A 23,447-nucleotide genomic window follows, 5' to 3' on the forward strand; every position below is an offset into this window, starting at 1 on the left:
TTGTTTAAAAGAATAAACGGTTCGTTTCTTCTACCCAAGAGCATCACTACAATGCTCTCGCTTCTTGTACTACTTCTGTCTATGTAAATCTTTCAAAGAACTCTCTTTTGTTTGCCTCAGCCTAGATTTTTAGGCGAAAGCGGATGCAAAGGTACGACAAATTTTGATACCATCCAAATTTTAAAGAAGAAAAATTCCCGAGAAGCAAAAACTTTTCGGGAATTATTACATTTGAAGGGAGTACCTTATATATTATATCTCACTCAAAGAGCTCTTCGAAGTCGTTATCGCTGCTTTCGAGTGCTTCGTCGACGAAGGAACAGGGGTCGTAGCCGGCAGGCAGATCGAAGGTGGCATCCTCGTTGTAACCCAACTGCGGATCGGCATAAACCTTCTGCATGTAGAGGGCGAAGATGGGCAGGGCCATAGATGCGCCCTGACCGTAGAACATGGTGTTGAAGTGGATGTCGCGATCGTCGCCACCCACCCAGCAGGCGTTCACCAACGTCGGGGTGATGCCCATAAACCAGGCGTCACTATTGTTATTGGTGGTACCGGTCTTACCTGCAATGCTACCTTTCAGGCCATACTTGAAGCGCAGACGACCAGCGGTACCGCCATCGACGACGGCCTGCAGCATATAGAGCATCTTATGGGCACTCTCCTCACTGATGACCTCGTTCATGCGGGGCTGGAACTGTGCGATGACATTACCCTCGCCATCCTCGATCTTCGTCACGTACATCAGGGCGGCACGAATACCGTGGTTGACAAAGGCGGTATAGGCGCTGGCCATCTCGGCCACACTGATATCGCACGGACCCAGACAGAGCGACATCGAGGGATGGATCTCGGGATTGCGGATGCCGTACTCACGCAGCAGGTCGACGAAGGCCTGCGGACTGAGCTTACTCATCAGGTAGGCAGAGATCCAGTTGTTCGACTGCTGGAGTCCCCACTTCAAGGTGACCATCTCTCCGTAACGGGCACGACTGCCGTTGCGCGGTGTCCAAGGACGGCCGGCCACCATATAGGTCTGCTGCACGTTGGGCGCCTCGTCGCACGGTGAGAATCCGTTCTCCATGGCCAACGAATAGAGATAGGGTTTGATGGTAGAGCCGACCTGACGGCGACCCTCCGAAACCATATCATATGCAAAGTGCTCGTAGTTCAAACCACCGACATAAGCCTTGACATGTCCGTTCTGCGGGCACACGCTGACGAAGCCGGTGCGGAGGAACGACTTGTAATAGCGGATCGAGTCGATCGGCGTCATCGTCGTGTCAATCTCTCCATGATAGGTGAACACCGTCATACGTACCGGCGTGCGGAACGACTTCTGGATCTCATCCTCTGACGCACCACTCTCATGGAGCACACGATAGCGCTCGCTCTGTCGGATGGAGCGGTTGATAATCTGTCGCACCTGCTCAGGAGTGAGGTTCGACGAATAGGGCGCATTCGCTTTCTTCTGGTTCTCGGCAGCGAAGGCCGGCTGCAGGTATTTCACCACATGCTGGTAGGCAGCCTGCTCGGCATACTGCTGCATCTTAGAGTCGATGGTGGTATAGACCTTCAGACCATCTGTATAGATGCTATAGTAGTCGCCATTGCGCTTCCTGTTCTTGTTGCACCAGCCATAGAGCGGGTCGGTCTCCCAGTTGATGGAGTCGTTGTAGAACTTCACCATGTTCCACGACGGATAGAGGGCACGATCGGGCTTCTTGGCAGTCATGTACTTCCTGAGGAACTCACGGAAATAGACAGCGATACCGTCGCGGTGGTCGGAGACATGGAACTTCAGCGTGAGTGGCTCGGCACAATATTTCTCGTAGTCGGCCTCACTGAGATAGCCCGCCTTCAGCATCTGGCCGAGCACGACATTACGACGGTCGCGACTCCGATCGGGGTATCTGACGGGGTTATAGTATGAGGGGTTCTTACAGAGGCCCACGAGGGTGGCCGCCTCGGTGACGGTGAGATCCTTCGGCTCCTTACTAAAATAGGTGTCGGCAGCAACCTTGATGCCGACGGCATTATGCAGGAAGTCGAAATAGTTGAGGTACATGGTGATGATCTCGTCCTTGGTGTAGTTACGCTCCAACTTGACGGCGATCACCCACTCTATCGGTTTCTGAAACAGACGTTCCATGGTGGACTTTGCCCGCTCGGAATAGAGCTGCTTGGCCAACTGCTGGGTGATGGTGGAACCACCACCGGCACTCTTCTGCCCTAACACGCCGCGCTTGATGATGGCACGTCCGAGGGCGTAGAAGTCGATGCCGGAATGATCGTAGAAACGAACATCCTCTGTGGCAACGAGTGCCTGCACCAAAGAAGTGGGCAGTTTGGAGTAGTCGACCATCACGCGGTTTTCACGGTTATAGTTCCACGTTCCCATGATCTTTCCATCGGCAGAATATATCTGCGTGGCGAAGCGGTTGATCGGGTTCTGAAGGTCCTCAACAGGTGGCATGTAACCTATCCATCCTTTGTCTATCGCATAGAAAGCAAAAACGGTTCCTAGCACTGATATTGTCAACAATGTCCAAAGAAAATAGACAAAAAGCTTTCTCATATGATCGATTTCTTTACTTTTTTCAGTATCTTGATGCAAAATTACGATTTTCTTTCAAATTATCGCACGGAAATCAGAAATATTGTGTAATTTTGCGCAAACAAAAACAAAAGAACGGATGGAAAAGCATAATTTTGTGACCATTGCCGATCTCACTCGTGAGAAGATTCTCTACATGATTGAGATGGCAGAGGAGTTTGAGAAACACCCCAACCGGGAACTGCTGAAGGGGAAAGTCGTGGCAACCCTTTTCTTCGAACCATCGACCCGCACCCGTCTGAGTTTTGAGACCGCCGCCAACCGTCTCGGTGCACGTGTCATCGGCTTCGCAGACCCCAAGATCACCAGTGGCACAAAAGGAGAGACACTGAAAGACACCATCCTGATGGTATCCAACTATGCCGACGTGATTGTGATGCGTCACTTCATCGAGGGCGCCGCACAGTATGCCGCCGAGGTAGCTCCGATACCTATCGTGAACGCCGGCGACGGTGCCCACCAGCATCCCTCACAGTGCATGCTCGACCTCTACTCTATCTATAAGACACAGGGCACGCTGGAGAACCTGAATATCTATATGGTGGGCGACCTGAAATACGGCCGTACCGTACACTCCCTGCTGATGGCCATGCGCCACTTCAACCCGACTTTCCATTTCGTGGCTCCTAAGGAACTGGCCATGCCTATCGAATACAAGATATACTGTAAAGAGCATGGTATCAAGTATCAGGAGCATACAGCCTTCAACGAGAAGATTATCGCCGATGCGGATATCCTCTATATGACTCGTGTACAGAAAGAACGCTTCTCCGACCTGATGGAGTATGAGCGGGTGAAGAACGTGTATGTGCTGAACAACGACATGCTGAAGTATGCCAAGCCCAACATGAAGATATTGCACCCACTGCCTCGTGTCAACGAGATCGCCTACGAGGTGGACGACAACCCGCATGCCTACTATATTCAGCAGGCGGGCAACGGTCTCTTTGCCCGTGAGGCTATCTTCTGCGATGTGCTGGGCATCACGCTCGACAAAGTGAAGAATGACAAGACGATCATTGAGGGTTAAGAGTTGAGAGTTTTGATTACCTTTATAGGGATTGAGGATTATGAATAAGAAAGAACGCTTAGTAGCTGCGATTGAGCACGGAACAGTGATTGATCACATTCCAACTGAGAAGACATACCAGGTGGCAAGTCTGCTCGGACTGTTTGAACTGAAGACGCCCGTCACCATCGGATTCAACTACCCATCAAAGAAGGTGGGATGCAAGGGTATCATCAAGGTGAGCGATAAGTTCTTCACCGACGATGAAATATCAAGACTCTCCGTGGTGGCTCCGAACGTGATTCTCAGCATCATACGCGACTATGAGGTGGTGGAGAAGAAGGCCGTGGTGACACCCGAGGAGATCAAGGGTATCGTTAAGTGTAACAACCCCAAATGCATCACGAACAACGAGCCCATGGCTACCCATTTCCATGTGGCCAACGGTGTTCTGACTTGTCGCTACTGCGAGAAGGAGCAGGATATTAATAAGGTGGAACTGTGTTGAAGGATTGAAGAATTTTAAAAACCCCATAAACAAAGACAATGAACAGAGACAACACAATCTTCGAGTTGATTGAGAAAGAGCATCAGCGCCAGCTTAAGGGCATCGAGCTGATCGCCAGTGAGAACTTCGTGAGCGACCAGGTCATGGAAGCCATGGGCAGTTACCTGACCAACAAATACGCTGAGGGCTATCCTGGACACCGTTACTACGGCGGTTGTCAGGTGGTCGACGAGGTGGAGCAGCTTGCCATCGACCGTGTATGCAAGCTCTTCGGCGCAGAGTACGCTAACGTACAGCCCCACTCCGGTGCACAGGCTAACGCAGCCGTTCTGCTGGCCGTTCTGCAGCCCGGTGATACCTTCATGGGTCTGAACCTCGCACATGGCGGACACCTCTCACATGGTTCACTGGTGAACACCAGTGGTATCCTGTATAAGCCCGTGGGCTATAACCTGAACCAGGAGACCGGTCGCGTGGACTACGACGAGATGGAGGCCCTGGCCCTGGAGCACAAGCCCAAGCTGATTATCGGTGGTGGCTCTGCTTACAGCCGCGAATGGGACTACAAGCGTATGCGTGAGATCGCCGACAAGGTGGGCGCTCTGCTGATGATCGATATGGCACACCCCGCCGGTCTGATTGCCGCTGGTCTGCTGGAGAACCCCGTGAAGTGGGCACACATCGTGACCTCTACGACACACAAAACTCTCCGTGGTCCGCGTGGTGGTATCATCCTGATGGGTAAGGACTTCGAGAACCCATGGGGTCTAAAGACACCGAAGGGTGTAACGAAGATGATGAGTCAGCTGCTCAACTCAGCTGTCTTCCCTGGTCAGCAGGGCGGTCCGCTGGAGCATGTCATCGCTGCCAAGGCCGTAGCCTTCGGTGAGGCTCTGCAGCCTGAGTTCAAGGAGTGGGCTAAGCAGGTTCAGAAGAACGCCAAGGTTCTGGCCGACGAGTTGATTAAGCGTGGCTTCGCCATCGTGAGCGGCGGTACCGACAACCACTCGATGCTGGTTGACCTCCGTACGAAGTATCCCGACCTGACCGGTAAGGTTGCAGAGAACGCACTCGTTGCCGCCGACATCACCGTGAACAAGAACATGGTGCCGTTCGACAGTCGTAGCGCCTTCCAGACCTCTGGTATCCGTCTGGGTACACCGGCTATCACTACCCGTGGTGCTAAAGAGGATCTGATGATTCAGATTGCTGCATGGATTGAGGAGGTACTCAACGATCCCGAGAACCCAGAGGTGATCGCATCGGTTCGTGCTCGTGTGAACGAGAAGATGAAGGACTATCCTCTCTTCGCTTACTAAGCACTCAATCGCATCATGATAAAAAGAGGGGGCAGCCAGATGGCTGCCCCCTTTATTGTCTGGTTATCGACGTTCGTTATCTTCTGGTACGAGGACGGCTCGCCGGGCGAGCAACGGTCTTCGTACGGCTGGCAGTCTTCGTGTGGGCAACGGCACGGGTGCTCCTGCGAGCACCAGCGGCACTACTCTCTACCTTTGCCGTAGCGACATGGTCGTCGGTACGGTAGATGAAGTTCTCACCATAATAGCTGTACTCCCACACCACATAATAGATATGTGGACTGAGGTCGATCTGGAGTGTCTTAACGATAGCCCTGGTACGAGCTCTTCTTGTAGAAGCGGGTGCATCACCACCACCGGTGGTCGACGAGCTGTTGCCATTATCGGCATTCTCGCTGTTCTCGCCCTCCTCACCTTCTACGGTCTCTGGATCGGGCACCTCGACCTCAACCTCTTCGTACATGACCAGATCGGCGAACTCGGCCTTCAAACTGCCCTTGCTGGCCAGTGCGCCAGTGGTTGCATCGTACGTTACAGTCTTCAGCTCCTTACCGTCGCGGAAGAGCGTGCACTTCGTCATCTGGATATCGAAGTCACTATTGTTGGTGATGGTAGATGACAGTTTTTCTACCACCGTCGTATCACCCTTCGTGAAGTTATTAGATTCCCATGCCGTAGCCAGCTTGTCGTCCAGATCCTTCGGTGCGACAACCGTCACCTTGACATTGTCGGTATGCTTCTGGTCGGGTGAGGTGACCGTGATCGTTGCCGTACCAGCACCCACAGCCTCAACCAGTCCTTCGCTGTCGACCGTTGCCACAGAGGTGTTAGACGACTTCCAAGAGACAGCCTCACCATTGGCATTGTGCAGATTCAACTTCTTGGTCTGGGTGGTATACAACTGGAAGTCCTCGTCATTGATATAGAGGTTCCTGGTCTGCGTGATCGTAATCTTCTCAGAGAAATCCCACGTGGTGTTCTTCAGCGTCACAGTCGTTGTACGACTCGGTACCTTCGTGGTGAGAGGAGCGACTGTCAGGCGCTGGATGACCAGATCAAGCTCAGGCTTCGACTCACGACCTTCCGACGATATCCAACTATCCTCGGGGTTGAGATCGGTATCGAACGAGACGTTCGTCTGGACGTAGATGCTGACGGTACCACCGAATTCGTCGATGGTATAGCTGTTCTTCACGACACTGAACTTCGGATCGAAATGCTGGAAGATGGTGGTGATGTCCTCGACACCCGTTCTGTTGTCCACGATCCTTACCGTGGCCGTTCTCTCTTCCTCGCTATCGTTTCTGGCAACCTCGAGCACCACCGTAGAGGTGACAAGGCCGCGAGTCGCGTTGTTAGGCAGCGTGACCCAGTCGGCATCGAGGATCTCGACAGTATAGTCGACATTACTCTCAACGGTGATCTCAACCGTTCCGCCTTCGGAAGCCACCTCGTACTCACCCTCGCCAATCATGATGACATCGCACTGTTTCTGCGACACCTGGAAGGTACGTGAGGTCACGCCATCCTTGATATCGGAGATTGTAACGGTAGCGACACGGTCGTCGAACGTGTCGTTCGGGTCGACCGACACACGCAGCAGAGACTGGTCGGCCTCGATCGTCGCATGACACCAACTGGCATCGGTCGTAGCAGCATAGTTGGAGAGATCCTCATTGCGGTACACCTTCTCGTATGCCGTCTTCTCGGTAGGGATATACACACCTTCTTTGTCAAATCCCTTTTCACCTGTCAGATCATTAAGAATGAGCTCGTGCAGGCGGGTATGATATTCATCCTCACCACAGGAAGAGAGCCCTATGCCGAGCACCGTGATCAGCAGAAATATCCTTAAATACTTGATTGTCTTCATGATTCACTTGTTATAATTGTTACCTAATCGGCTGCAAAGATACAAACTTTTTATAAAACGGGCACGATTTGCCACATTATTTAATTATTTTTTTTCAATGTGACCTGCAAGGGATGACGGAGCATACGCAGATACCATGCTATCCGCGCCTCCCATTCCTGCGGCGTACGCACATCGTACTTTGCCCAGGCTGAACCGAAGTAATAGGTATACGGCTCACCCCGGTATTGAGGGAGCACACCCAGGGCATGCTGCTGCTGTTGACGGGTAGTCACCGTCCCCTCGGGGAAAAGCACGGCCACATATAACGGGGCATGATGCACATTGGGCTGATCGGTCGGATCGGTATACGACACGAAGTCGCGTCCCAGAACCACAGGCTCGGGATCCTCACGCTGGACGACCACTCCAGAGCAGAAGGCGACAGGACGGGACAGACCGTCGTAGGAGACCGTCATCCGATTGAAGTTTGAGCCTTTGTCGAGGGTGATGACCCGATGCTCGCGGATCGTATCGCCACAGACCACCCGCGGACTCTGTGTCAGACGGACGGTGAAGCGTAGCGGACCTTCGTCGAGCACCTCATAACGCTCAAAGCAATAAGGCATGACGATACTGTCGGCAACCATCAGTGCCGGTGCCCCGCATCCCAGTGTGGCTCCCACCTTATAGGGGTCGAGACCACGCCCATGATCATGATGATAGGAAATGGTGCGATAGAGGGAGTCGCCCCGATGGCGATCAACACGGCGCAGTGAATCGACGGTAGGCATCATGACAATATCCTCGACATAGAAGCGCTGATCGACCACTAGCTCCGGTGTGTTCTTCGTCCACACATCGATGCCGAACGAGCGCTCGCCCGTGCGCTCAAGTGCCGGTCCGTAGACCCGGTAGGCGCCACGGTCGTTCTCCCATGCAAAGTCATCCTTCCGTTCGGGATGAAGGGCCCCATGGCATACCATGGGGAACGTCTGAGGCTGTCCCTTGGAGATGGTGAAACAAGCCACCCCACCCTTGCGGACCGCCGCTTCAATCAGGAGTTTCCCGTCGTGAGTGAGTTGGAAAGGCACGTCGAGTCCGACGGCCTCCGTCACCCGAAGACTGTCGGCAGTCGTTCCGAGCTGTTGCAAGACACTGTCCAGAGGTAACTCCACCACCTGTTCACGATATTCATCTGAGGTGTTGGCCACCTCGACGGTCAAGAAGACCGCAGCCAGCAAAGAAAGAAACGTGCTCATCGCAGTTCGCTATTGAAATGATTGACGGCCTGACGGAACAGGTGATAACGGGTGTTACCACCAAAGATGCTATGATTCCGGTTGGTATAGACAAGCTGACGGAAATCCTTGTCGGCCTGCACTAAGGCCTCGACATACTCTGCCGTATTCTGGTAATGCACATTATCGTCGGCCAGACCATGGCAGAGGAGAAGAGCACCATGCAGTTGTGGGGCACGGGAGATGGGGTTCACCTCGTCGTAGCCTTGCTGGTTCTCCTGTGGCGTACGCATATACCGTTCGGTATAGATCGAGTCGTAGAAGCGCCAGCAGGTCGGAGGAGCGATGGCCACTCCGGCACGGAAGACGGGGCGCCCCTCAGACATGGACATCAGCGTGTTCCAACCGCCGTACGACCATCCCCAGATGCCGATACGGTCTTTGTCGACATACGACTGTTGGCCGAGCCATAGTGCCGTTTCCACCTGATCGCGGGCTTCGAGCTCGCCCAGACGGAGGTATGTACATTTCTCGAACTCAGCGCCACGGCCGCCCGTACCTCGGTTGTCGACACAGACACACACATAGCCCTGTTGAGCCAGGTACTGTTCGAGGATGGCACCATTGCCGTTCATGCCGATGCCCCACTCGTTCATCACCTGTTGGTTGCCGGGACCACCATACTGATACATGATGACCGGATAGCGTTTCGACGGGTCGAAGTCGGCCGGCTTGACCATCCATCCGTTCAAGACGACGCCTTCGGATGTAGTAAAGGAGAAGAGCTCTTTCTTTCCTAAGTCATAGGCAGCCAGTTTCTTAACAAGCGCCTGATTATCGATCAGCGTCTGCAGCACCTTTCCGTTCTGTTGGCAGAGCGTGTACTGAGCCGGATGATCCATACTGCTCCATATATTAATGAAGTATTTGAGGTTTGTACTGAAGATGGCGTTGTTCACACCGCCCTTCTGGGAGAGGATCTCCGTCTTACCGTTGGCATGAGCCACCATCACCTGCTGATCGGTAGCACCATTGGGGTTGGCCGAGAAATAGGTGTCGCCCGTCTGCTCATCATAGCCATACACGTGATTCACCACATAACGGTCTTTCACAATTTGTCGGACCAGTTGACCGTTCAGGTTGTAGAGATAGAGATGGTTATAACCATCGCGCTCACTGGGCAGGAGGATATGCTTGTCGGTGATCTTCACCTCTTCAAATGTCTCTTCCTTGATATACTTGTCGACCTTGTCTTCGATAGCCAACTGACATATCGTTGACAAGGGGTTAGCCATATAGATGCGAAGCATATCCTGGTGACGGTTCATGGTGAAGATGGCAACCTTAGAGGGATCGCTGGTGGCCTTGATACGTGGGATATAACCATCGGCATCCAACGGGAGATTGATCTTCCGTGTCTGGTGTGACTTGATGTCGTAGCTATAAACGCTGACCTCGGAATTGGTCTGACCGGGAACAGGATACTTATAGGTATATTCGCCGGGATACTCGGCGAACTCCTTCCGTTCGGGAGCCAGTCCCTTGAACAGCTGCAAGGTAAACTGCTTCACGGCACGCTCATCGTAACGTATCCAAACAATCTGCTTGGAGTCGGCCGTGAACACCATCGACGAGTTCGTGGAGAACTCCTCCTCATACACCCAGTCGGGGATGCCGTTGATCACCTCATTGAACTTCCCGTCCTTGGTCACCTGACTCTCGGCATTACCGTACAGGAGCTTGACGAGGTGGATATTATTATCGCGAACGAAGGCAATCAGATTGCCGTCGGGTGAGAATACCGGCGTCTGCTGCGGACCGCCATCGCTGAGCGGCATCAGTTTGTTGTTCCGGATATCATAGATATAATAGACGGCAGTGAACGAGCGGCGATAGATGGGTTTCGTGGCTGTCTGTATGAGCATGTACCGGCCATCCGGACCCATGATATAGCCTTCGACCCGACTGATCTTCTCGCCACGAGCCGTTTCCACGTCGAACAAAACGCTCAGCTGCTTTCCCGTACGGAAAGAGAAGTTGACGATGCGTTTTCCATCGTTGCATATCTGACTATATGACTCTCCGTCGGCCATCGGACAGACAGCCTGCATCGACTCCGAGCGGAACTCACCACGGGTGATCTGTTTCAAATCCAGCTTCTCGCCAGCCACTGACGGCGTCAGGCTACATGCCATCACTGCTGCCAGGAAAAAAAGTTTCTTCATATTCATATTTTATTCATTGATCGTGCAAAGATAGCGTTTTTTTCCATAACTTTGCAAACGGATGGAATTAAATAAAGTGAATATACCTTATTATAATTATAACGACTATGGCACATGGATTCGCGGCCGTTTCCCCTTCCGTGTTCAGAAAATCTCGGTAGACGCAGGGTTCACTTGTCCGAACCGTGACGGGAGACTCTCGTCGGGAGGTTGTATCTATTGTGACAACCGATCGTTCAATCCCAGCTATTGCAGTAGGACAAAAGGCATCACCCAGCAGTTGGAAGAGGGGAAGCGATTCTTCGCACACAAATATCCCGAGATGAAATATCTGGCCTATTTCCAGACCTATACGAACACGTATGCCGACCTCGAGACCCTCAAGGAACGCTATGAAGAGGCATTGGCAGTGGAGGACGTGGTGGGCATCATCATCGGTACCCGACCAGACTGTGTATCGGATGAGCTCCTTGCCTATCTTGCAAGACTGAGTCGGCAGACCTTTATCATCGTGGAATACGGCATTGAGAGTGCCAACGAGCAGACCCTCAGATACATCAATAGAGGACACACCTTCGAGGATGTACGCACGGCAGTGGAACGGACACATGCCCAGGGAATCCTGACTGGCGGGCATATCATCCTAGGACTACCCGGGGAGGATGCAGCCGAGAGTATCCGTCAGGCACCACTCATCTCCGCCCTGCCCCTCGACATTCTGAAGATCCACCAGATGCAGGTGATCCGCGGCACACGACTGGCCGAGATCTATGAGCAGTCGCCTTTCCATGTATACTCTGCCGAGGCGTATATCCAACTCATCGCCCAATACATACAAAGACTGAGAAAGGATCTGGTTCTGGAGCGTTTCGTGTCGCAGGCGCCGCATGAGATGGTCATAGCACCACACTGGGGGCTCAAGAACTACGAGTTCACCCACCTACTGGTGAACTATCTGAAAAAGCACGAAATCTATCAGGGACAGTTAGCGGAAATCTGAGTACTCGTTATTCCGCAGCATCTGATCGACCGTCATATTCTTATTACGCTTCATATAACGGTCGACCAGTCGGATATATAACGACTGGAAAACGTTTTCGCCCATCGCCTTGTTGACCGTCCATTGAATCTTACCGATATGGATGTCCTGCTCCATCTGGGTCAGAACCCTGTTAAGCGGCATAGGATAGATGCTCAGCAAGTAGAAGCCGATACAGTCGGGCACCACATATCTGCGCGTCATCAGTTGAAGTTGACTCTCAGAATACCCATATTCGGCACGCTTGTAAAGGGGATAGTCGGAACCTAAGTACTTATCGAGACAAATGCCAATCGTGTTGTTACCGACAATAATGCTCTGGTCGAGTGAACCGATCTGCGCATATACCTCAGGGAGTTCCATATTGGGGATATTCTTCCGGAGATAGGTAAACGCCTTTGTCAGTTCGCTATTGATATCATCCATATTGGCATACTGCTGTTCAGCCTCTGATATCAGTGCCTGCAACGTCGAGTCTTGATAGAACCGAAGGAACTTGGTATTGATCTGCTGGTCGTTCACCTTACCAATATGCAGCACATCCTCGATCAACGTACGCGTCTGCATCGGGTAAGAGGTATTCATCTGCTGCAGGGCGGAGAAATCGCCTGTTGTCAGATATAGGCTCTGGATACGGTCATAGCGGTCAACGACAATTGTATCGTCCCCCTCATCGGAGGTCCTGAATTGCCATTCACAGCTGACGCAAACCAGCATGACGACGAACAGAATATAGTATACCTTGCGCACGATAGCGATCCTGAATGTTATACGATTGTTAAAAACAAGTGCAAATATACCAATAATTGTTCACAAAACAAAATTTTAACCTAAAAAAGATAAAAATTCGTATAAAAACCTGCGCATTTCTGTTTATTTGTGTAAAAATCATAAAGGATTTGCTCCTTTTTCCGTACTTTTGTATGAACTAAAACAGATCTCAAGAAAAGAATGAAAAGAATACTGATGCTGGCACTAACAGCCTCGTTCGTCTCTATAGTCATGGCAGAAGAGACGACGGTCTTATACCTGATGCGCAACACCTCCAAGACTGACCGCACAGACCAGCCCGTAGTCATCGACCTGAAGTCGTTCGGTCGTGTGGCATCTGCGATCGTGCAGAAAGACGGGAAGGAAATTCCCTGCCAGCTTGACGACCTGGATCAGGACGGTGAGAATGACGAGTTGTGTTTCCTCGTCGACAGTAAAGGTCATACGGAGACGACGTATCAGGTGACTCTTTGTGACGAGGGAGTGCCCCGGAAGTATCCGGCCCGTGTCTATACGGAGATGCTTATCCGTAACGACAAGGTGAAGGAGAAGAACAAGCATGACAACTATATCGAGTCGATCACAGCACGGGGTGACTGCGCCAACTCCTATAATATCCAGCATCATCACGGGGTGACCTTCGAGAGTGAGTTAAACGGCATCCGCATCTACTTCGACAAGCGCCAGACACTCGACCTCTACGGAAAGTTCCAAAAGCGCCTTGAGATCCAAGCCACCCAGTTCTATACATCAGCAGAACAGAAAGCAGCCGGCTATGGCGACGATGTGCTGTGGGTGGGTAACACCTTCGGACTTGGTGCTTTCCGCGGATGGGACGGACAGCAGCCGACGATGATTGATCCTGTGCGCAGTCGTACACAACGTATCATCTCGTATGGACCACTGCGAACGATCGTCGAAGTTGTGGACAAAGGTTGGCAGCCATATACTGACAAGTCGGCGGTAGATATGACCATCCGATACACGCAATATGCCGGTCACCGTGATACGGATGTGGATGTGTTCTTCAACAAAGAGGTTGCAGACTACCTGTTCTCTACAGGTATCATCAACGTGAAAGGCTCTGAAGAGTATAGCGACGGACATGGTCTGCGCGCCTGTTGGGGCACCGACTGGCCATCGAGCGATACCATTAACTTCAAGCGTGAGACCGTAGGACTCGGTATCTATATTCCTATAAAATATGTGAGAAGTGAGGAAAAAGCAAATAAAGACAATTACGCGTTCGTTATCGGCACGTCGGATGAGGAGTCGACAGTGAACGATAGCACGGACAAGCACCACTTGAGTTACAAGGTTGTCTACTGTTCCGATAACGAGACCTTCGGATACCACTCGGCACAAGAATGGTTCGATTATCTCAGAAGATGGAAAAAAGAGGTTGATACGCCCCTCATCGTCGTGCGACACGACTAAGGAAGTTGCTCGAAGGTACGTCGTCTTTTCACATAGTACTGCCACAGCAAAGAGAAAGGTTTCCGCTCTGGTACAGCTTTCCCTATTCGTGATGCCTGGATGGCCTTTCGATCAGCACGGAATTCTTTTCGCCACTGCCGGAAGGCACGTCGTGCCCGATATACCGCCTTGAAGTCGCCTATGTTCCATTGCAGGATCAGCATCTCCCACGCAGCCAGGTAATCAAGGAACCAGCGCCAGCGCATGACACCTCGCAGTTCATCATCGGGCAGACATTTATAAAGCATCGTCAGATTATTACGGAAGTTCAGGAAGGTCTTCATCGGATTTGCCTTCGGCAGAGTTCCTCCTCCCACATGGTACACATGACTGTCGGGAAGACAAACGACCTTCCGTCCACGGATGCGAAGACGCCAGCACAAATCGATCTCCTCGCTATGAGCGAAGAATCGGCCGTCGAGGCCACCGACTTCCCAATAATCTTTTGAACGTATCATCAATGCCGCGCCAGTGGCCCAAAGGACCTCCGCCGGATCGTTGAACTGTCCTTTGTCTTCCTCAACCGTTTGGAAGACCCGTCCCCGACAGAAAGGATAACCGTATTTGTCGAGGTAGCCACCACACGCTCCGGCATACTCGAAACGATTTTTCTCGAACACCGAGAGCAGTTTGGGTTGACAGATTGCCGTATCCGTATGAGCATCCATATATTCGATGAGAGGTGTCAGCCAATGGGGTGTCACCTCGATATCTGAATTCAATAAGAGGAAATATTCTGCATCGACTTGCGCCAGAGCCTTATTATATCCTTCGGCAAAACCCCAGTTTCTGTCAAGTTCAATCAGACTACATGTGGGAAAATCCTTTCTTAGCATCTCGAGTGAGCCGTCGGTTGAGGCATTATCAGCCACATAAACCTTCGCCTCGTCGCAAGAATAGCGCAACACCGTAGGCAAATACTCTTTGAGCATCTTCTCGCCATTCCAGTTAAGAATCACAATCGCTAATTTTTCCATACACACATACCTATTATAATATATAAGCCTACAGATTCACCTTTAAAGCCTGCTGGTCGCGAGTGAGCTCACCGAGTCTCACCTTCACCAGTTGGTTGTCCAACTCTGGATCGGCCTCCTGAGGAGGAAGTTCCACACGGATATAATTTCGGGTAAAGCCATGCATGGCCCTACCACGAGGAGCCTTCTCGAAGAGCACCTCAGCCTCCTGTCCGATATGCCGGCGATAGAAATCAACCGTCTTCTGGTCGGAAAGTTCCAACAAGCGCTTAGAACGCTCTTTTTTCTCACGGTCGCTCACGACATAAGGAATACTCAGAGCCGAAGTACCCGGGCGTTCTGAGTAAGGGAACACATGAAGCTGCGTCACATCCAGACCATCGAGAAACGCATACGTCTCCTCAAAACATGCCGGTGTCTCTCCACGACATCCCACCATCACGTCGACACCAATAAAAGCATCGGGCATCACCGTCTTGATTTTCTGTATCTTTTCGGCAAACAGTTGTGAGTCGTAATGTCTGTGCATCAGTTTCAGTACCGTATCACTACCACTCTGCAAAGGGATATGGAAATGTGGCATAAACGCCCGACTCTTCGCACAATAGGCAATCAGTTCGTCGGAGAGCAGATCTGGTTCCAAAGAACTAATCCGATATCGGCGTATTCCTTTTACAGCATCAAGAGCCTTGACCAAATCGACAAACGACTCTCCGGTGGTTTTTCCGAAATCGCCAATATTCACTCCCGTCAGAACAATCTCCTTACCACCCTCACGAGCGGCCTCCTCGGCCTGCTCAACCAACGAAGCAATGCTCGGGTTCCGACTGAATCCACGAGCATACGGGATTGTACAATACGTACAGAAATAGTCACAACCATCCTGCACTTTCAAGAAGTAACGCGTACGGTTACCGCGAGAACAGGAAGGAGCAAACGACTTGATATCTTTCGTCTTTACCTTATAATATTGATGCAGACTCTCATCGGCAGTCTTCTTAGACCATGCCTCTGAGAGATACTGTATCAAAACAGCCTTCTCGTTGGAGCCAAGCACCAGGTCGACCCCTTCGATGGCAGCCACCCGTTCTGCCTCCAACTGGGCATAACATCCAGTCACAACAACAAAGGCACCAGGATGTTGACGCACCATCCGACGGATAGCCTGTCGACACTTATGGTCAGCCACCTCAGTCACCGAACAGGTGTTGATCAGACAGATGTCGGCTCTTTGTCCTTTCTGAACAGTCCGCACGCCCATATCCTGAAGCATCCGACCGAAGGTGGATGTCTCAGAGAAATTCAGTTTGCACCCTAAGGTGTAATAAGCTGCGGTCTTGCCCTGAAAAGCTGAGGTATCTATCATTTTACCAAGAAGTATTTCCTTTTTCGGGCACAAAGGTACGAATAAGTGAGTGAAATGCAAAAGGAAAACTTGTTTTTCTTTTCATTTCCGAACGAAAGCACTTTAGACACGAAGTGTCAAAGATACGAATAAGTGCATAAAATGCCAATTATATGGAGGTTTATCCAAAGCATCTCCTATAAGCACCTTTTTTAACATTTCATATTTGTTTGATTTACAATTACTTGCGAAAAAGTTACAAAATATGTCGAAAAAAAATCGAAAAAAATGATACGTCGTATTAAAAATATGCTTAACTTTGCAGCGTTTTAATAAACAAATGATTGTTTTACAGATTTAAAAGCTTAGAAAAAATGAAAAAATTGGTATTCATGTTCGTAGCAGTTGCTGCTATCTCTTTCGCTTCTTGTGGTAACAAGGCTCAGGCTCCTGTTGTAGACACAGACTCTATCGCAGAGGTTGACAGCATCATCGACAGCACCGCTGTTGATTCTGTTGTTGCTGCAGCTGACTCTGTTGTTGCTGAGTAATAGTAGCATACGAACTAGAGAGAAAAAGCCGTTGGACATATGTCCAACGGTATTTTTTTGTATATACTTTTCAGACCTGAGGGAATATGATAATTAAGCATCCATCCCAAATGAAAAATCCCGAGGACTGATGTCCTCGGGACGCTTGCGTCATAATAAATAATGATGCCTTACAGCAATAATTAATTATTAATTGTTTTTTAGATTCTATGAGTTATGCCTCTGCAGGAGCCTCAACCTCAGCGGTCTCGTCGATAGCCTCCTCAACGTCAGCATCAACCTCCTCCTCTGTTGCCTCAGCAGCCTTTGCAGCTCTTGCCTCAGCAGCAGCCTTGATAGCAGCATCAGCCTCAGCAGCAGCCTTCAGCTCCTCTGCATTCTCAGCTACAACCTTAACAGGAACCTCAACAGTAACCTCCTTGTGGAAGTGTACCAGAGCTACATAGTCGCCAATCTTCTTGGCATCCTTCATGGTGATAATCTTACGGTCAACATCCTTGCCGAGCTTTGCAAGCTCGTCGGCAACCTGAGCAGCACCAACAGATCCATAAAGCTGACCTGTAGCACTTACCTTTGCTGCGATCTCAAGAGATACACCAGCAAGCTGGGCAGCCTTCTCCTCAGCAGCAGCCTTCAGGGCAGCCAACTTGTGAGCCTGCTGCTTCAGGTTCTCTGCGAGGATCTTCTTAGCTGACGGAGAAGCAATCACACCCTTTCCCTGAGGAATGAGGTAGTTGCGACCGTAACCAGACTTAACGTTCACGATATCGTTCTTGAATCCCAGACCGATAATATCTTCTTTCAGTATAATTTCCATATTCTTGCGTCCTCCTCTTTAATTATTTCATCAAATCGGTTACGTAAGGCAGCAGTGCGATCTGGCGGGCACGCTTCACGGCCTGAGCCACACGACGCTGATACTTCAGAGATGTTCCGGTGATACGGCGGGGAAGAATCTTACCCTGCTCATTGAGGAACTTCTTCAGGAACTCGGGATCCTTGTAGTCAATGTACTTGATACCGCTCTTCTTGAAACGGCAATACTTCTTCTTCTTCGTGTCGATAGAAGGAGCTGTCAAATAACGGATTTCACTTTGCTCTGCCATAGTTTAAGCCTCCTCTTTTTTACCAAGCTTTGCGCGACGCTTCTCGGCGTACTCTGCAGCATACTTGTCAAGTTTAACTGTCTGGAAACGGATTACTTTCTCGTCACGACGGAAAGCTGTCTCCAGAGTCTTAATCACTTCAGGCTCAGCCTTGAACTCTATCAGGCAGTAGAAACCTGTAGACTTCTTCTCGATAGCATAAGCCATCTTCTTCAATCCCCAGGCCTCTTCGTTAATAATCTCTGCACCTTTGTCGGTGAGGACTTTCTTGAATTTTGCGGCCGTTTCCTTCATCTGATCATCAGACAAAACGGGAGTTAAAATGAAAACGGTTTCGTATTGATTCATACTACGTTAATAAATAAAAAATTAATAATGTGCTTAAAGCGGCTGCAAAGGTACGAATTTTAGTTTATAGTTTATAGATTATAGATTACAGTTATGACCACTTTTAAGATTATTTAATATTTACCACCTTTTTTCTGTTGCCGAATATGCAGAATCACACCAGAGACGACCAACAAAAGTCCGACCAGTAATATGAGGTTGGAAGAGGTCCAACCTGCGACATAACTAATCATCAAAAGGAGGGCGCCGATTACAATCAGCGCCACTCCCATATAGTCTAACAGAGTCTTCATATCTATCAACTCCAAACTATCGATTATTCCTCCTCTGGAGTAATCAGTTTGTATCCCTTACCATGGATATTGATAATCTCAATCTGACTATCCTCTTTCAGATGCTTACGCAACTTCGTGATATAGACATCCATTGAACGGGCATTGAAATAATTGTCATCGATCCATATGGTCTTTAGAGCGAAATCACGCTGCAGGATCTCGTTCGCATGACTACAAAGCAGAGCGAGCAACTCGTTCTCCTTCGTTGTGAGCTTTGTCTGCTTATCTCCGATGGTGAGCAACTGCTTCTGGGTATCGAAGGTAAACTTTCCGATATGATATACGGTAGACTCCTTGCTCTTCTTTCCCTTGGTACGACGAAGAATCGCTTCAATACGGAATACAAGCTCCTCCATAGAGAAAGGCTTGGTAATGTAGTCATCAGCGCCGAGCTTGAAACCTTCAAGGATATCTTCCTTCAGTATCTTGGCAGTGAGGAAGATAATGGGCACATCCGCATTAGCTGCACGAATCTCCTGAGCCAATGTGAAGCCATCCTTCTTAGGCATCATCACGTCGAGCACACAGATATCAAACTTGGCCTTGAGGAAAGCCTTAAAGCCAGCCTCACCATCGGCACAGAGTTCTGCTACAAAGCCTTTGGCCTGCAAATACTCACGAAGCAACATTCCGAGGTTCTCATCGTCCTCGCAAAGCAAGATTTTCAGTTTTTCTTCCATAATCGTTCTCTTTATTAAATTGTGAATAATTAGTCTTCCTTTAATGTCGGCAATGACACGGTAAACGTTGTGCCCTTCCCCAGTTCGCTTTCGCACTTGATCTCTCCCTCATGCAGATTGATGATCTTTTTCACATAAGCAAGGCCCAAGCCGAACCCTTTCACATCATGTACATTTCCTGTATGCACGCGATAGAATTTGTCGAAGATCTTCTTGACATTCTCCTTCTTGATACCAAGTCCTGTATCACGGATGCTGAAGCACAAGCGATCTCTCTCGTTCCACGTGCGGATATAGAGGTCAAGAGGCTGGTCGGGCTTACGGTATTTCACCGCATTGTCCATCAGGTTGGTGATAGCATTCTGGAAATGCACCTCATCGACGTATATGCCAGAATCCACCGCCTCAATATCTGTATATATCCTGCCACCGGTATGTTCCACACGCAAGGAGAAAGTACCGGCAATTGATTCAAGTAACTCATTAAGGTCGAGTTCTTTCTTCTTGAAAGAAGCCGTCTGGCGATCAAACATCGACATCTGGAGTACTTTCTCTACCAGGAAGCGTAAGCGCTTCGACTCATCGTTGATCACGCCACCCAGATGTTTCATCATATGCTGGCTCTTCTCCACCGAATCGTCGTTGAGCATCTGGGCTGCCAGTGAGATACTAGAGATTGGCGTCTTCAGCTCATGCGTCATATTATTGATAAAGTCGTTCTTAATCTCTGTATAGCGTTTCTGTCTGAAGATGACGAAGATCGTGAAGATAAACGTGAGCAGCAGCACAACGGTAAAAACCATCGCAGGGATCATGAACCTGACACTTGAGAATATATATGAGTTCATGTCAGGGAAGTGGATCTTCACCACACCCATCTTCGATGACGGGTCGTTACGGAACAGAGTCTGCTTATATGTATACTCCTCCCCTTCTTCTGTATAGTCCGGGCAACGATACACCTCGCGTCCATCGGCAGTTTCCACCCGAAAATGATAGGGGATATTAATACCATTGTTCATCAATTCGGCACGGATATCCTGATCAAGGAGTTTGAAATTGATACGCTCCTTCAGGGGCTTGTCACTGGCCGTATAGAGGATATTATATACAACTTCATCGAGCAGTGCTTTCTGATAGACATAGCGGTTACGAACGATCTCCTGAAGTGATTTAGAAGCCTCAGAGATAGAGTTCTTGTCAGTACGCAAGATCATAGCCTTAGGTACATTTGCCGGCTTGATGGCAAATGTCTTCAACTCGAAAGAGGAATAAACCGTTCCGTCATCGGCAGCTACTGCGAACTGATGGCTCTGTTTGATGGTACCGTCGAGTCCGTCAACCATGACAGAATCCTGTCTGACAGCTCTACGTTCTGTCTGTCTGACATCCTTCTCCAGATAACGAAGCGTCTCGTTCATCTCCAGATTCCGCGATGCCTGGTAGAGGCTACGGTTCACAGACTCATCAAACTGTTCTTTCTTCATCTTCGCCATCTCCTCGATATAGGAGATTTGAAGAAGGAGAAGTCCCACGAACGAGAGTCCCATGATTATCGCAATGATCCAAATTGTACTTTTCTTCATATCTGCAGCAAAGATATGCCATTTCTTAAAAAACAGTCTCTATTATGTTAATTATTTCCCGCATATTTTAAACAATTAACAGAATTACATATTTATAGTTCCATTATTACAACTAAACAAAAAAAAGAAGGATGGAACGTGATGCCCCATCCTTCTCGTTTTCAAATATTGTACGAAGATTAATCCTCTTCCTTCATCTCCTCCTCGTGCTGCTTGATGAGTGCCTGCTGTATATCATTCGGAACGAGTTCGTATGAAGCGAACTTCGTGGTGAACGATGCGCGGCCACCTGTCAGTGAACTTAATGCAATAGAATAGCTAGAGAGTTCTTTAAGGGGGATCTTAGCAGTTAACTTCTGATAACCAGCCTCGGAATCCATACCCATGATGATGGCACGACGTCCCTGCAGGTCGCTCATGACATCACCCATATAGTCGGCAGGCACGAGCACTTCAAGGTCGTAGATTGGCTCAAGCACCTTCGGACCTGCCTCCTTGAAAGCAGCAGAGAAGGCATTACGGGCAGCAAGCATGAACGAGAGCTCATTAGAATCAACTGGGTGCATCTTTCCATCGTAGACGATAACACGTACATCACGAGCATATGAACCGGTGAGTGGTCCCTGTTCCATACGTTCCATGACACCCTTCAAAATAGCGGGCATAAAGCGAAGATCGATAGCACCACCAACAACAGAGTTGATGAAGACAAGCTTACCACCCCAGTCTAAGTCAATCTCTTCCTTGCCCTTGATATTCATCTTGAATTCCTGACCGTTAATCTTGAATGATGTAGGATCAGGCATACCTTCTGTATAAGGCTCCACAATAAGATGAACTTCACCAAACTGACCAGCACCACCCGACTGTTTCTTATGACGATAGTCGGCACGAGCCATCTTCGTGATGGTCTCACGATACGGAATCTTCGGTTCAATATACTCAATCTGGATCTTCTCATTATTTTCCATACGCCACTTTAGGGTACGCAGGTGGAACTCGCCTTGTCCGTGGACAATAATCTGGCGCAACTCCTTCGACTGCTCAACAACCCATGTCGGATCCTCCTGACGCATCTTCTGCAAGGCAGCCATCATCTTCTCCGTCTCAGCCTCATTAACAGCCTTGATAGCACGTGAGAACTTTGAGTTAGGATACTTGATGAAATCAAAACGATTCTCGTCGTCCTTTGCATTCAGTGTGTTACCCGTCTTCACATCCTTCAGTTTTACGGTACAGCCAATATCACCGGCCACAAGCTGATCTACCTGAATACGGTTAGCACCTGCACAAGCATAAATCGTGCCGATACGCTCTTTAGAACCACGGTCGGCATTGGTCAGATCGTCACCGCTCTTCACGACGCCGCTCATAACTTTGAAGTAACTCACTTCACCGATATGAGGCTCAACACCAGTCTTAAAGAAATAAAGTGATGTGGGAGCAGAAGCATCGGCAGGCACATCTTTACCGGCCGCATTCTTGACGACAGGCATCTCACTAACGAACGGAACAACGTTACCAAGGAACTCCATCAGACGACGGACGCCCATATCACGACCTGCACAGACACAGAACACAGGGAAGATGGAACGTGTCACAAGACCCTTACGGATACCCTCACGCATCTCATCCTCTGTCAGGTCCTCACTCTCAAAGAATTTCTCCATGAGGGTGTCGTCACCCGCAGCAGCAGCCTCAACAAGAGCTGCCTTCATCTCCTTAGCCTTCTCCAACTGATCAGCAGGAATATCTTCAATGATAGGAGCACCACCTTCAGGCTTCCAAGAGTATTTCTTCATCAACAGCACATCTATAACGGCGTTGAATCCTGCTCCAGTAGCAATAGGATACTGCACCGGCACGCAATTCGGGCCATAGACCTCCTTCAACTGTCCGAGAATCTGATCGAAATCGCAGTTATCGCGGTCCAACTGGTTGACGAGGAAGATCACAGGTTTCTTCAGTTTCTCTGTGTTACGGAAAGCGTTCATCGTACCGACCTCCGGACCATACTGTCCATTGACAAGAATTACAGCCTGATCGGTAACATTAAGAGCGGTAATAGCACCACCCACGAAGTCGTCGCTACCCGGGCAATCGATAATATTTAGTTTCTTATTATTCCATTCCACATGAAAAACGGTCGAGAAGACTGAATAACCGTACTCCTGTTCCACGGGGAAATAATCACTGACGGTGTTCTTCTGCTCAACCGAACCACGACGTTTGATGATACCAGCTTCGAAAAGCATACTTTCGGCAAGAGTAGTCTTGCCGCTACCCGCACTGCCAATGAGTGCGATGTTTTTAATCTCGTTTGTTTGATATACTTTCATATCACTATAGTTTTAGGTAAATAATGGTTTCGTGGGGGACGAAATTAGGCATTTTTCCACAAATTACCAAAGAAATCTTTCAAATATTAAACATAATTAGTAATTTTGCCGAAATAAAATACA

20 protein-coding genes are annotated in these 23,447 nt (G+C 49.6%); 6 read left to right on the plus strand and 14 right to left on the minus strand.

All coding sequences use genetic code 11. The features are described from left to right. Positions 1-259: 259 nt before the first annotated feature. A complete protein-coding gene (locus tag BLU99_RS11525; RefSeq protein WP_091902268.1) occupies positions 260-2,578 on the minus strand; it encodes a transglycosylase domain-containing protein in 2,319 nt (772 codons plus the stop codon). Between the two features lie 118 nt (positions 2,579-2,696). Here BLU99_RS11525 and pyrB point away from each other — a divergent pair, with 118 nt between their 5' ends. From pyrB to glyA, 3 genes are read left to right on the plus strand one after another with little or no spacing between them, the layout of a single operon-like run. Further along, positions 2,697-3,647 (plus strand): aspartate carbamoyltransferase, encoded by a 951-nt coding sequence (gene pyrB / locus BLU99_RS11530; protein ID WP_091902269.1) that lies wholly within the window; start codon positions 2,697-2,699, stop codon positions 3,645-3,647. A gap of 40 nt (positions 3,648-3,687) precedes the next feature. Next, complete coding sequence (locus tag BLU99_RS11535; RefSeq protein WP_091902270.1) at positions 3,688-4,134, plus strand: aspartate carbamoyltransferase regulatory subunit; 447 nt, start codon at positions 3,688-3,690, stop codon at positions 4,132-4,134. Between the two features lie 38 nt (positions 4,135-4,172). Continuing rightward, on the plus strand, positions 4,173-5,453 hold the full coding sequence (gene glyA / locus BLU99_RS11540) for a serine hydroxymethyltransferase (protein ID WP_091902271.1): 1,281 nt from the start codon (positions 4,173-4,175) through the stop codon (positions 5,451-5,453). Between the two features lie 76 nt (positions 5,454-5,529). Here the strand turns inward: glyA and BLU99_RS11545 are convergent, their stop codons facing one another. The 3 genes from BLU99_RS11545 to BLU99_RS11555 all read right to left on the minus strand — a co-directional run bounded on the left by BLU99_RS11545 (position 5,530) and on the right by BLU99_RS11555 (position 10,771). After that, positions 5,530-7,326, minus strand: a complete 1,797-nt coding sequence (locus BLU99_RS11545; RefSeq protein WP_091902272.1) for an Ig-like domain-containing protein — start codon at positions 7,324-7,326, stop codon at positions 5,530-5,532. 80 nt (positions 7,327-7,406) lie between these two features. Next, a complete protein-coding gene (locus BLU99_RS11550; protein WP_091902273.1) occupies positions 7,407-8,567 on the minus strand; it encodes a DUF4861 family protein in 1,161 nt (386 codons plus the stop codon). Further along, positions 8,564-10,771, minus strand: a complete 2,208-nt coding sequence (locus tag BLU99_RS11555) for a S9 family peptidase (RefSeq protein ID WP_091902382.1) — start codon at positions 10,769-10,771, stop codon at positions 8,564-8,566. Before BLU99_RS11555 ends, BLU99_RS11550 begins: the two co-directional genes overlap by 4 nt. 61 nt (positions 10,772-10,832) lie before the next feature. On the opposite strand from BLU99_RS11555, the gene BLU99_RS11560 reads away from it, so the two are divergent. Beyond that, on the plus strand, positions 10,833-11,771 hold the full coding sequence (locus BLU99_RS11560; protein ID WP_091902274.1) for a tRNA modification radical SAM protein MnmL/YtqA: 939 nt from the start codon (positions 10,833-10,835) through the stop codon (positions 11,769-11,771). On the opposite strand, the gene BLU99_RS11565 is transcribed toward BLU99_RS11560, so the two are convergent. Then, entirely contained in the window at positions 11,757-12,560 is an 804-nt protein-coding gene (locus BLU99_RS11565) for a gliding motility protein GldB-related protein (RefSeq protein WP_091902275.1), read from the minus strand. The two genes, BLU99_RS11560 and BLU99_RS11565, sit on opposite strands and share 15 nt — an antisense overlap. A 201-nt stretch (positions 12,561-12,761) precedes the next feature. Between BLU99_RS11565 and BLU99_RS11570 the strand changes: the two genes are divergently transcribed. Further along, positions 12,762-14,018 carry a DUF4861 domain-containing protein gene (locus BLU99_RS11570; protein ID WP_255397562.1) on the plus strand — a complete coding sequence of 419 codons (1,257 nt, stop codon included), beginning with the start codon at positions 12,762-12,764 and terminating at the stop codon, positions 14,016-14,018. Here the strand turns inward: BLU99_RS11570 and BLU99_RS11575 are convergent. After that, entirely contained in the window at positions 14,015-15,034 is a 1,020-nt protein-coding gene (locus BLU99_RS11575; protein ID WP_091902276.1) for a glycosyltransferase family 2 protein, read from the minus strand. The genes BLU99_RS11570 and BLU99_RS11575 overlap by 4 nt on opposite strands. A gap of 28 nt (positions 15,035-15,062) precedes the next feature. Next, on the minus strand, positions 15,063-16,400 hold the full coding sequence (gene mtaB / locus BLU99_RS11580; protein WP_091902277.1) for a tRNA (N(6)-L-threonylcarbamoyladenosine(37)-C(2))-methylthiotransferase MtaB: 1,338 nt from the start codon (positions 16,398-16,400) through the stop codon (positions 15,063-15,065). Between the two features lie 353 nt (positions 16,401-16,753). Between mtaB and BLU99_RS12325 the strand changes: the two genes are divergently transcribed. Then, positions 16,754-16,930 (plus strand): PG1828 family lipoprotein, encoded by a 177-nt coding sequence (locus BLU99_RS12325; RefSeq protein ID WP_176771131.1) that lies wholly within the window; start codon positions 16,754-16,756, stop codon positions 16,928-16,930. 214 nt (positions 16,931-17,144) lie between these two features. Here the strand turns inward: BLU99_RS12325 and rplI are convergent, their stop codons facing one another. From rplI to BLU99_RS11615, 7 genes are all read right to left on the minus strand, one after another. Next, entirely contained in the window at positions 17,145-17,747 is a 603-nt protein-coding gene (rplI, locus tag BLU99_RS11585; protein WP_091902278.1) for a 50S ribosomal protein L9, read from the minus strand. Positions 17,748-17,769: 22 nt separating this feature from the next. Then, positions 17,770-18,036, minus strand: coding sequence for a 30S ribosomal protein S18 (gene rpsR / locus BLU99_RS11590; protein WP_013064765.1), 267 nt, complete (start codon positions 18,034-18,036; stop codon positions 17,770-17,772). A 3-nt stretch (positions 18,037-18,039) separates the two neighbouring features. Then, complete coding sequence (gene rpsF / locus BLU99_RS11595; protein WP_091902279.1) at positions 18,040-18,384, minus strand: 30S ribosomal protein S6; 345 nt, start codon at positions 18,382-18,384, stop codon at positions 18,040-18,042. A 113-nt stretch (positions 18,385-18,497) separates the two neighbouring features. Then, a complete protein-coding gene (locus BLU99_RS11600; protein ID WP_091902280.1) occupies positions 18,498-18,677 on the minus strand; it encodes a hypothetical protein in 180 nt (59 codons plus the stop codon). 23 nt (positions 18,678-18,700) lie between these two features. After that, positions 18,701-19,399: a response regulator transcription factor RprY gene (locus tag BLU99_RS11605; protein WP_091902281.1), complete on the minus strand. Its 699-nt coding sequence runs from the start codon at positions 19,397-19,399 to the stop codon at positions 18,701-18,703. 29 nt (positions 19,400-19,428) lie between these two features. Then, positions 19,429-20,985, minus strand: coding sequence for a sensor histidine kinase (locus tag BLU99_RS11610; RefSeq protein WP_091902282.1), 1,557 nt, complete (start codon positions 20,983-20,985; stop codon positions 19,429-19,431). A gap of 179 nt (positions 20,986-21,164) precedes the next feature. Further along, on the minus strand, positions 21,165-23,324 hold the full coding sequence (locus tag BLU99_RS11615; protein ID WP_091902283.1) for an elongation factor G: 2,160 nt from the start codon (positions 23,322-23,324) through the stop codon (positions 21,165-21,167). Positions 23,325-23,447: the final 123 nt, after the last annotated feature.

Source organism: Prevotella sp. lc2012 (assembly GCF_900107065.1).
In the GTDB taxonomy this organism is placed as follows: domain Bacteria; phylum Bacteroidota; class Bacteroidia; order Bacteroidales; family Bacteroidaceae; genus Prevotella.

Bases quoted from the DNA above. Each gene is read 5' to 3' on its own strand.
- BLU99_RS11600 (WP_091902280.1), bottom strand. From the start codon at position 18,677: ATGAAGACTCTGTTAGACTATATGGGAGTGGCGCTGATTGTAATCGGC.
- BLU99_RS11605 (WP_091902281.1), bottom strand. From the start codon at position 19,399: ATGGAAGAAAAACTGAAAATCTTGCTTTGCGAGGACGATGAGAACCTC.
- rpsF (WP_091902279.1), bottom strand. From the start codon at position 18,384: ATGAATCAATACGAAACCGTTTTCATTTTAACTCCCGTTTTGTCTGAT.
- glyA (WP_091902271.1), top strand. From the start codon at position 4,173: ATGAACAGAGACAACACAATCTTCGAGTTGATTGAGAAAGAGCATCAG.
- rplI (WP_091902278.1), bottom strand. From the start codon at position 17,747: ATGGAAATTATACTGAAAGAAGATATTATCGGTCTGGGATTCAAGAAC.
- BLU99_RS11545 (WP_091902272.1), bottom strand. From the start codon at position 7,326: ATGAAGACAATCAAGTATTTAAGGATATTTCTGCTGATCACGGTGCTC.
- BLU99_RS11560 (WP_091902274.1), top strand. From the start codon at position 10,833: ATGGAATTAAATAAAGTGAATATACCTTATTATAATTATAACGACTAT.
- BLU99_RS11555 (WP_091902382.1), bottom strand. From the start codon at position 10,771: ATGAAGAAACTTTTTTTCCTGGCAGCAGTGATGGCATGTAGCCTGACG.
- BLU99_RS11525 (WP_091902268.1), bottom strand. From the start codon at position 2,578: ATGAGAAAGCTTTTTGTCTATTTTCTTTGGACATTGTTGACAATATCA.
- BLU99_RS12325 (WP_176771131.1), top strand. From the start codon at position 16,754: ATGAAAAAATTGGTATTCATGTTCGTAGCAGTTGCTGCTATCTCTTTC.
- rpsR (WP_013064765.1), bottom strand. From the start codon at position 18,036: ATGGCAGAGCAAAGTGAAATCCGTTATTTGACAGCTCCTTCTATCGAC.
- BLU99_RS11535 (WP_091902270.1), top strand. From the start codon at position 3,688: ATGAATAAGAAAGAACGCTTAGTAGCTGCGATTGAGCACGGAACAGTG.
- pyrB (WP_091902269.1), top strand. From the start codon at position 2,697: ATGGAAAAGCATAATTTTGTGACCATTGCCGATCTCACTCGTGAGAAG.
- BLU99_RS11610 (WP_091902282.1), bottom strand. From the start codon at position 20,985: ATGAAGAAAAGTACAATTTGGATCATTGCGATAATCATGGGACTCTCG.
- BLU99_RS11615 (WP_091902283.1), bottom strand. From the start codon at position 23,324: ATGAAAGTATATCAAACAAACGAGATTAAAAACATCGCACTCATTGGC.
- BLU99_RS11575 (WP_091902276.1), bottom strand. From the start codon at position 15,034: ATGGAAAAATTAGCGATTGTGATTCTTAACTGGAATGGCGAGAAGATG.
- BLU99_RS11550 (WP_091902273.1), bottom strand. From the start codon at position 8,567: ATGAGCACGTTTCTTTCTTTGCTGGCTGCGGTCTTCTTGACCGTCGAG.
- BLU99_RS11570 (WP_255397562.1), top strand. From the start codon at position 12,762: ATGAAAAGAATACTGATGCTGGCACTAACAGCCTCGTTCGTCTCTATA.
- mtaB (WP_091902277.1), bottom strand. From the start codon at position 16,400: ATGATAGATACCTCAGCTTTTCAGGGCAAGACCGCAGCTTATTACACC.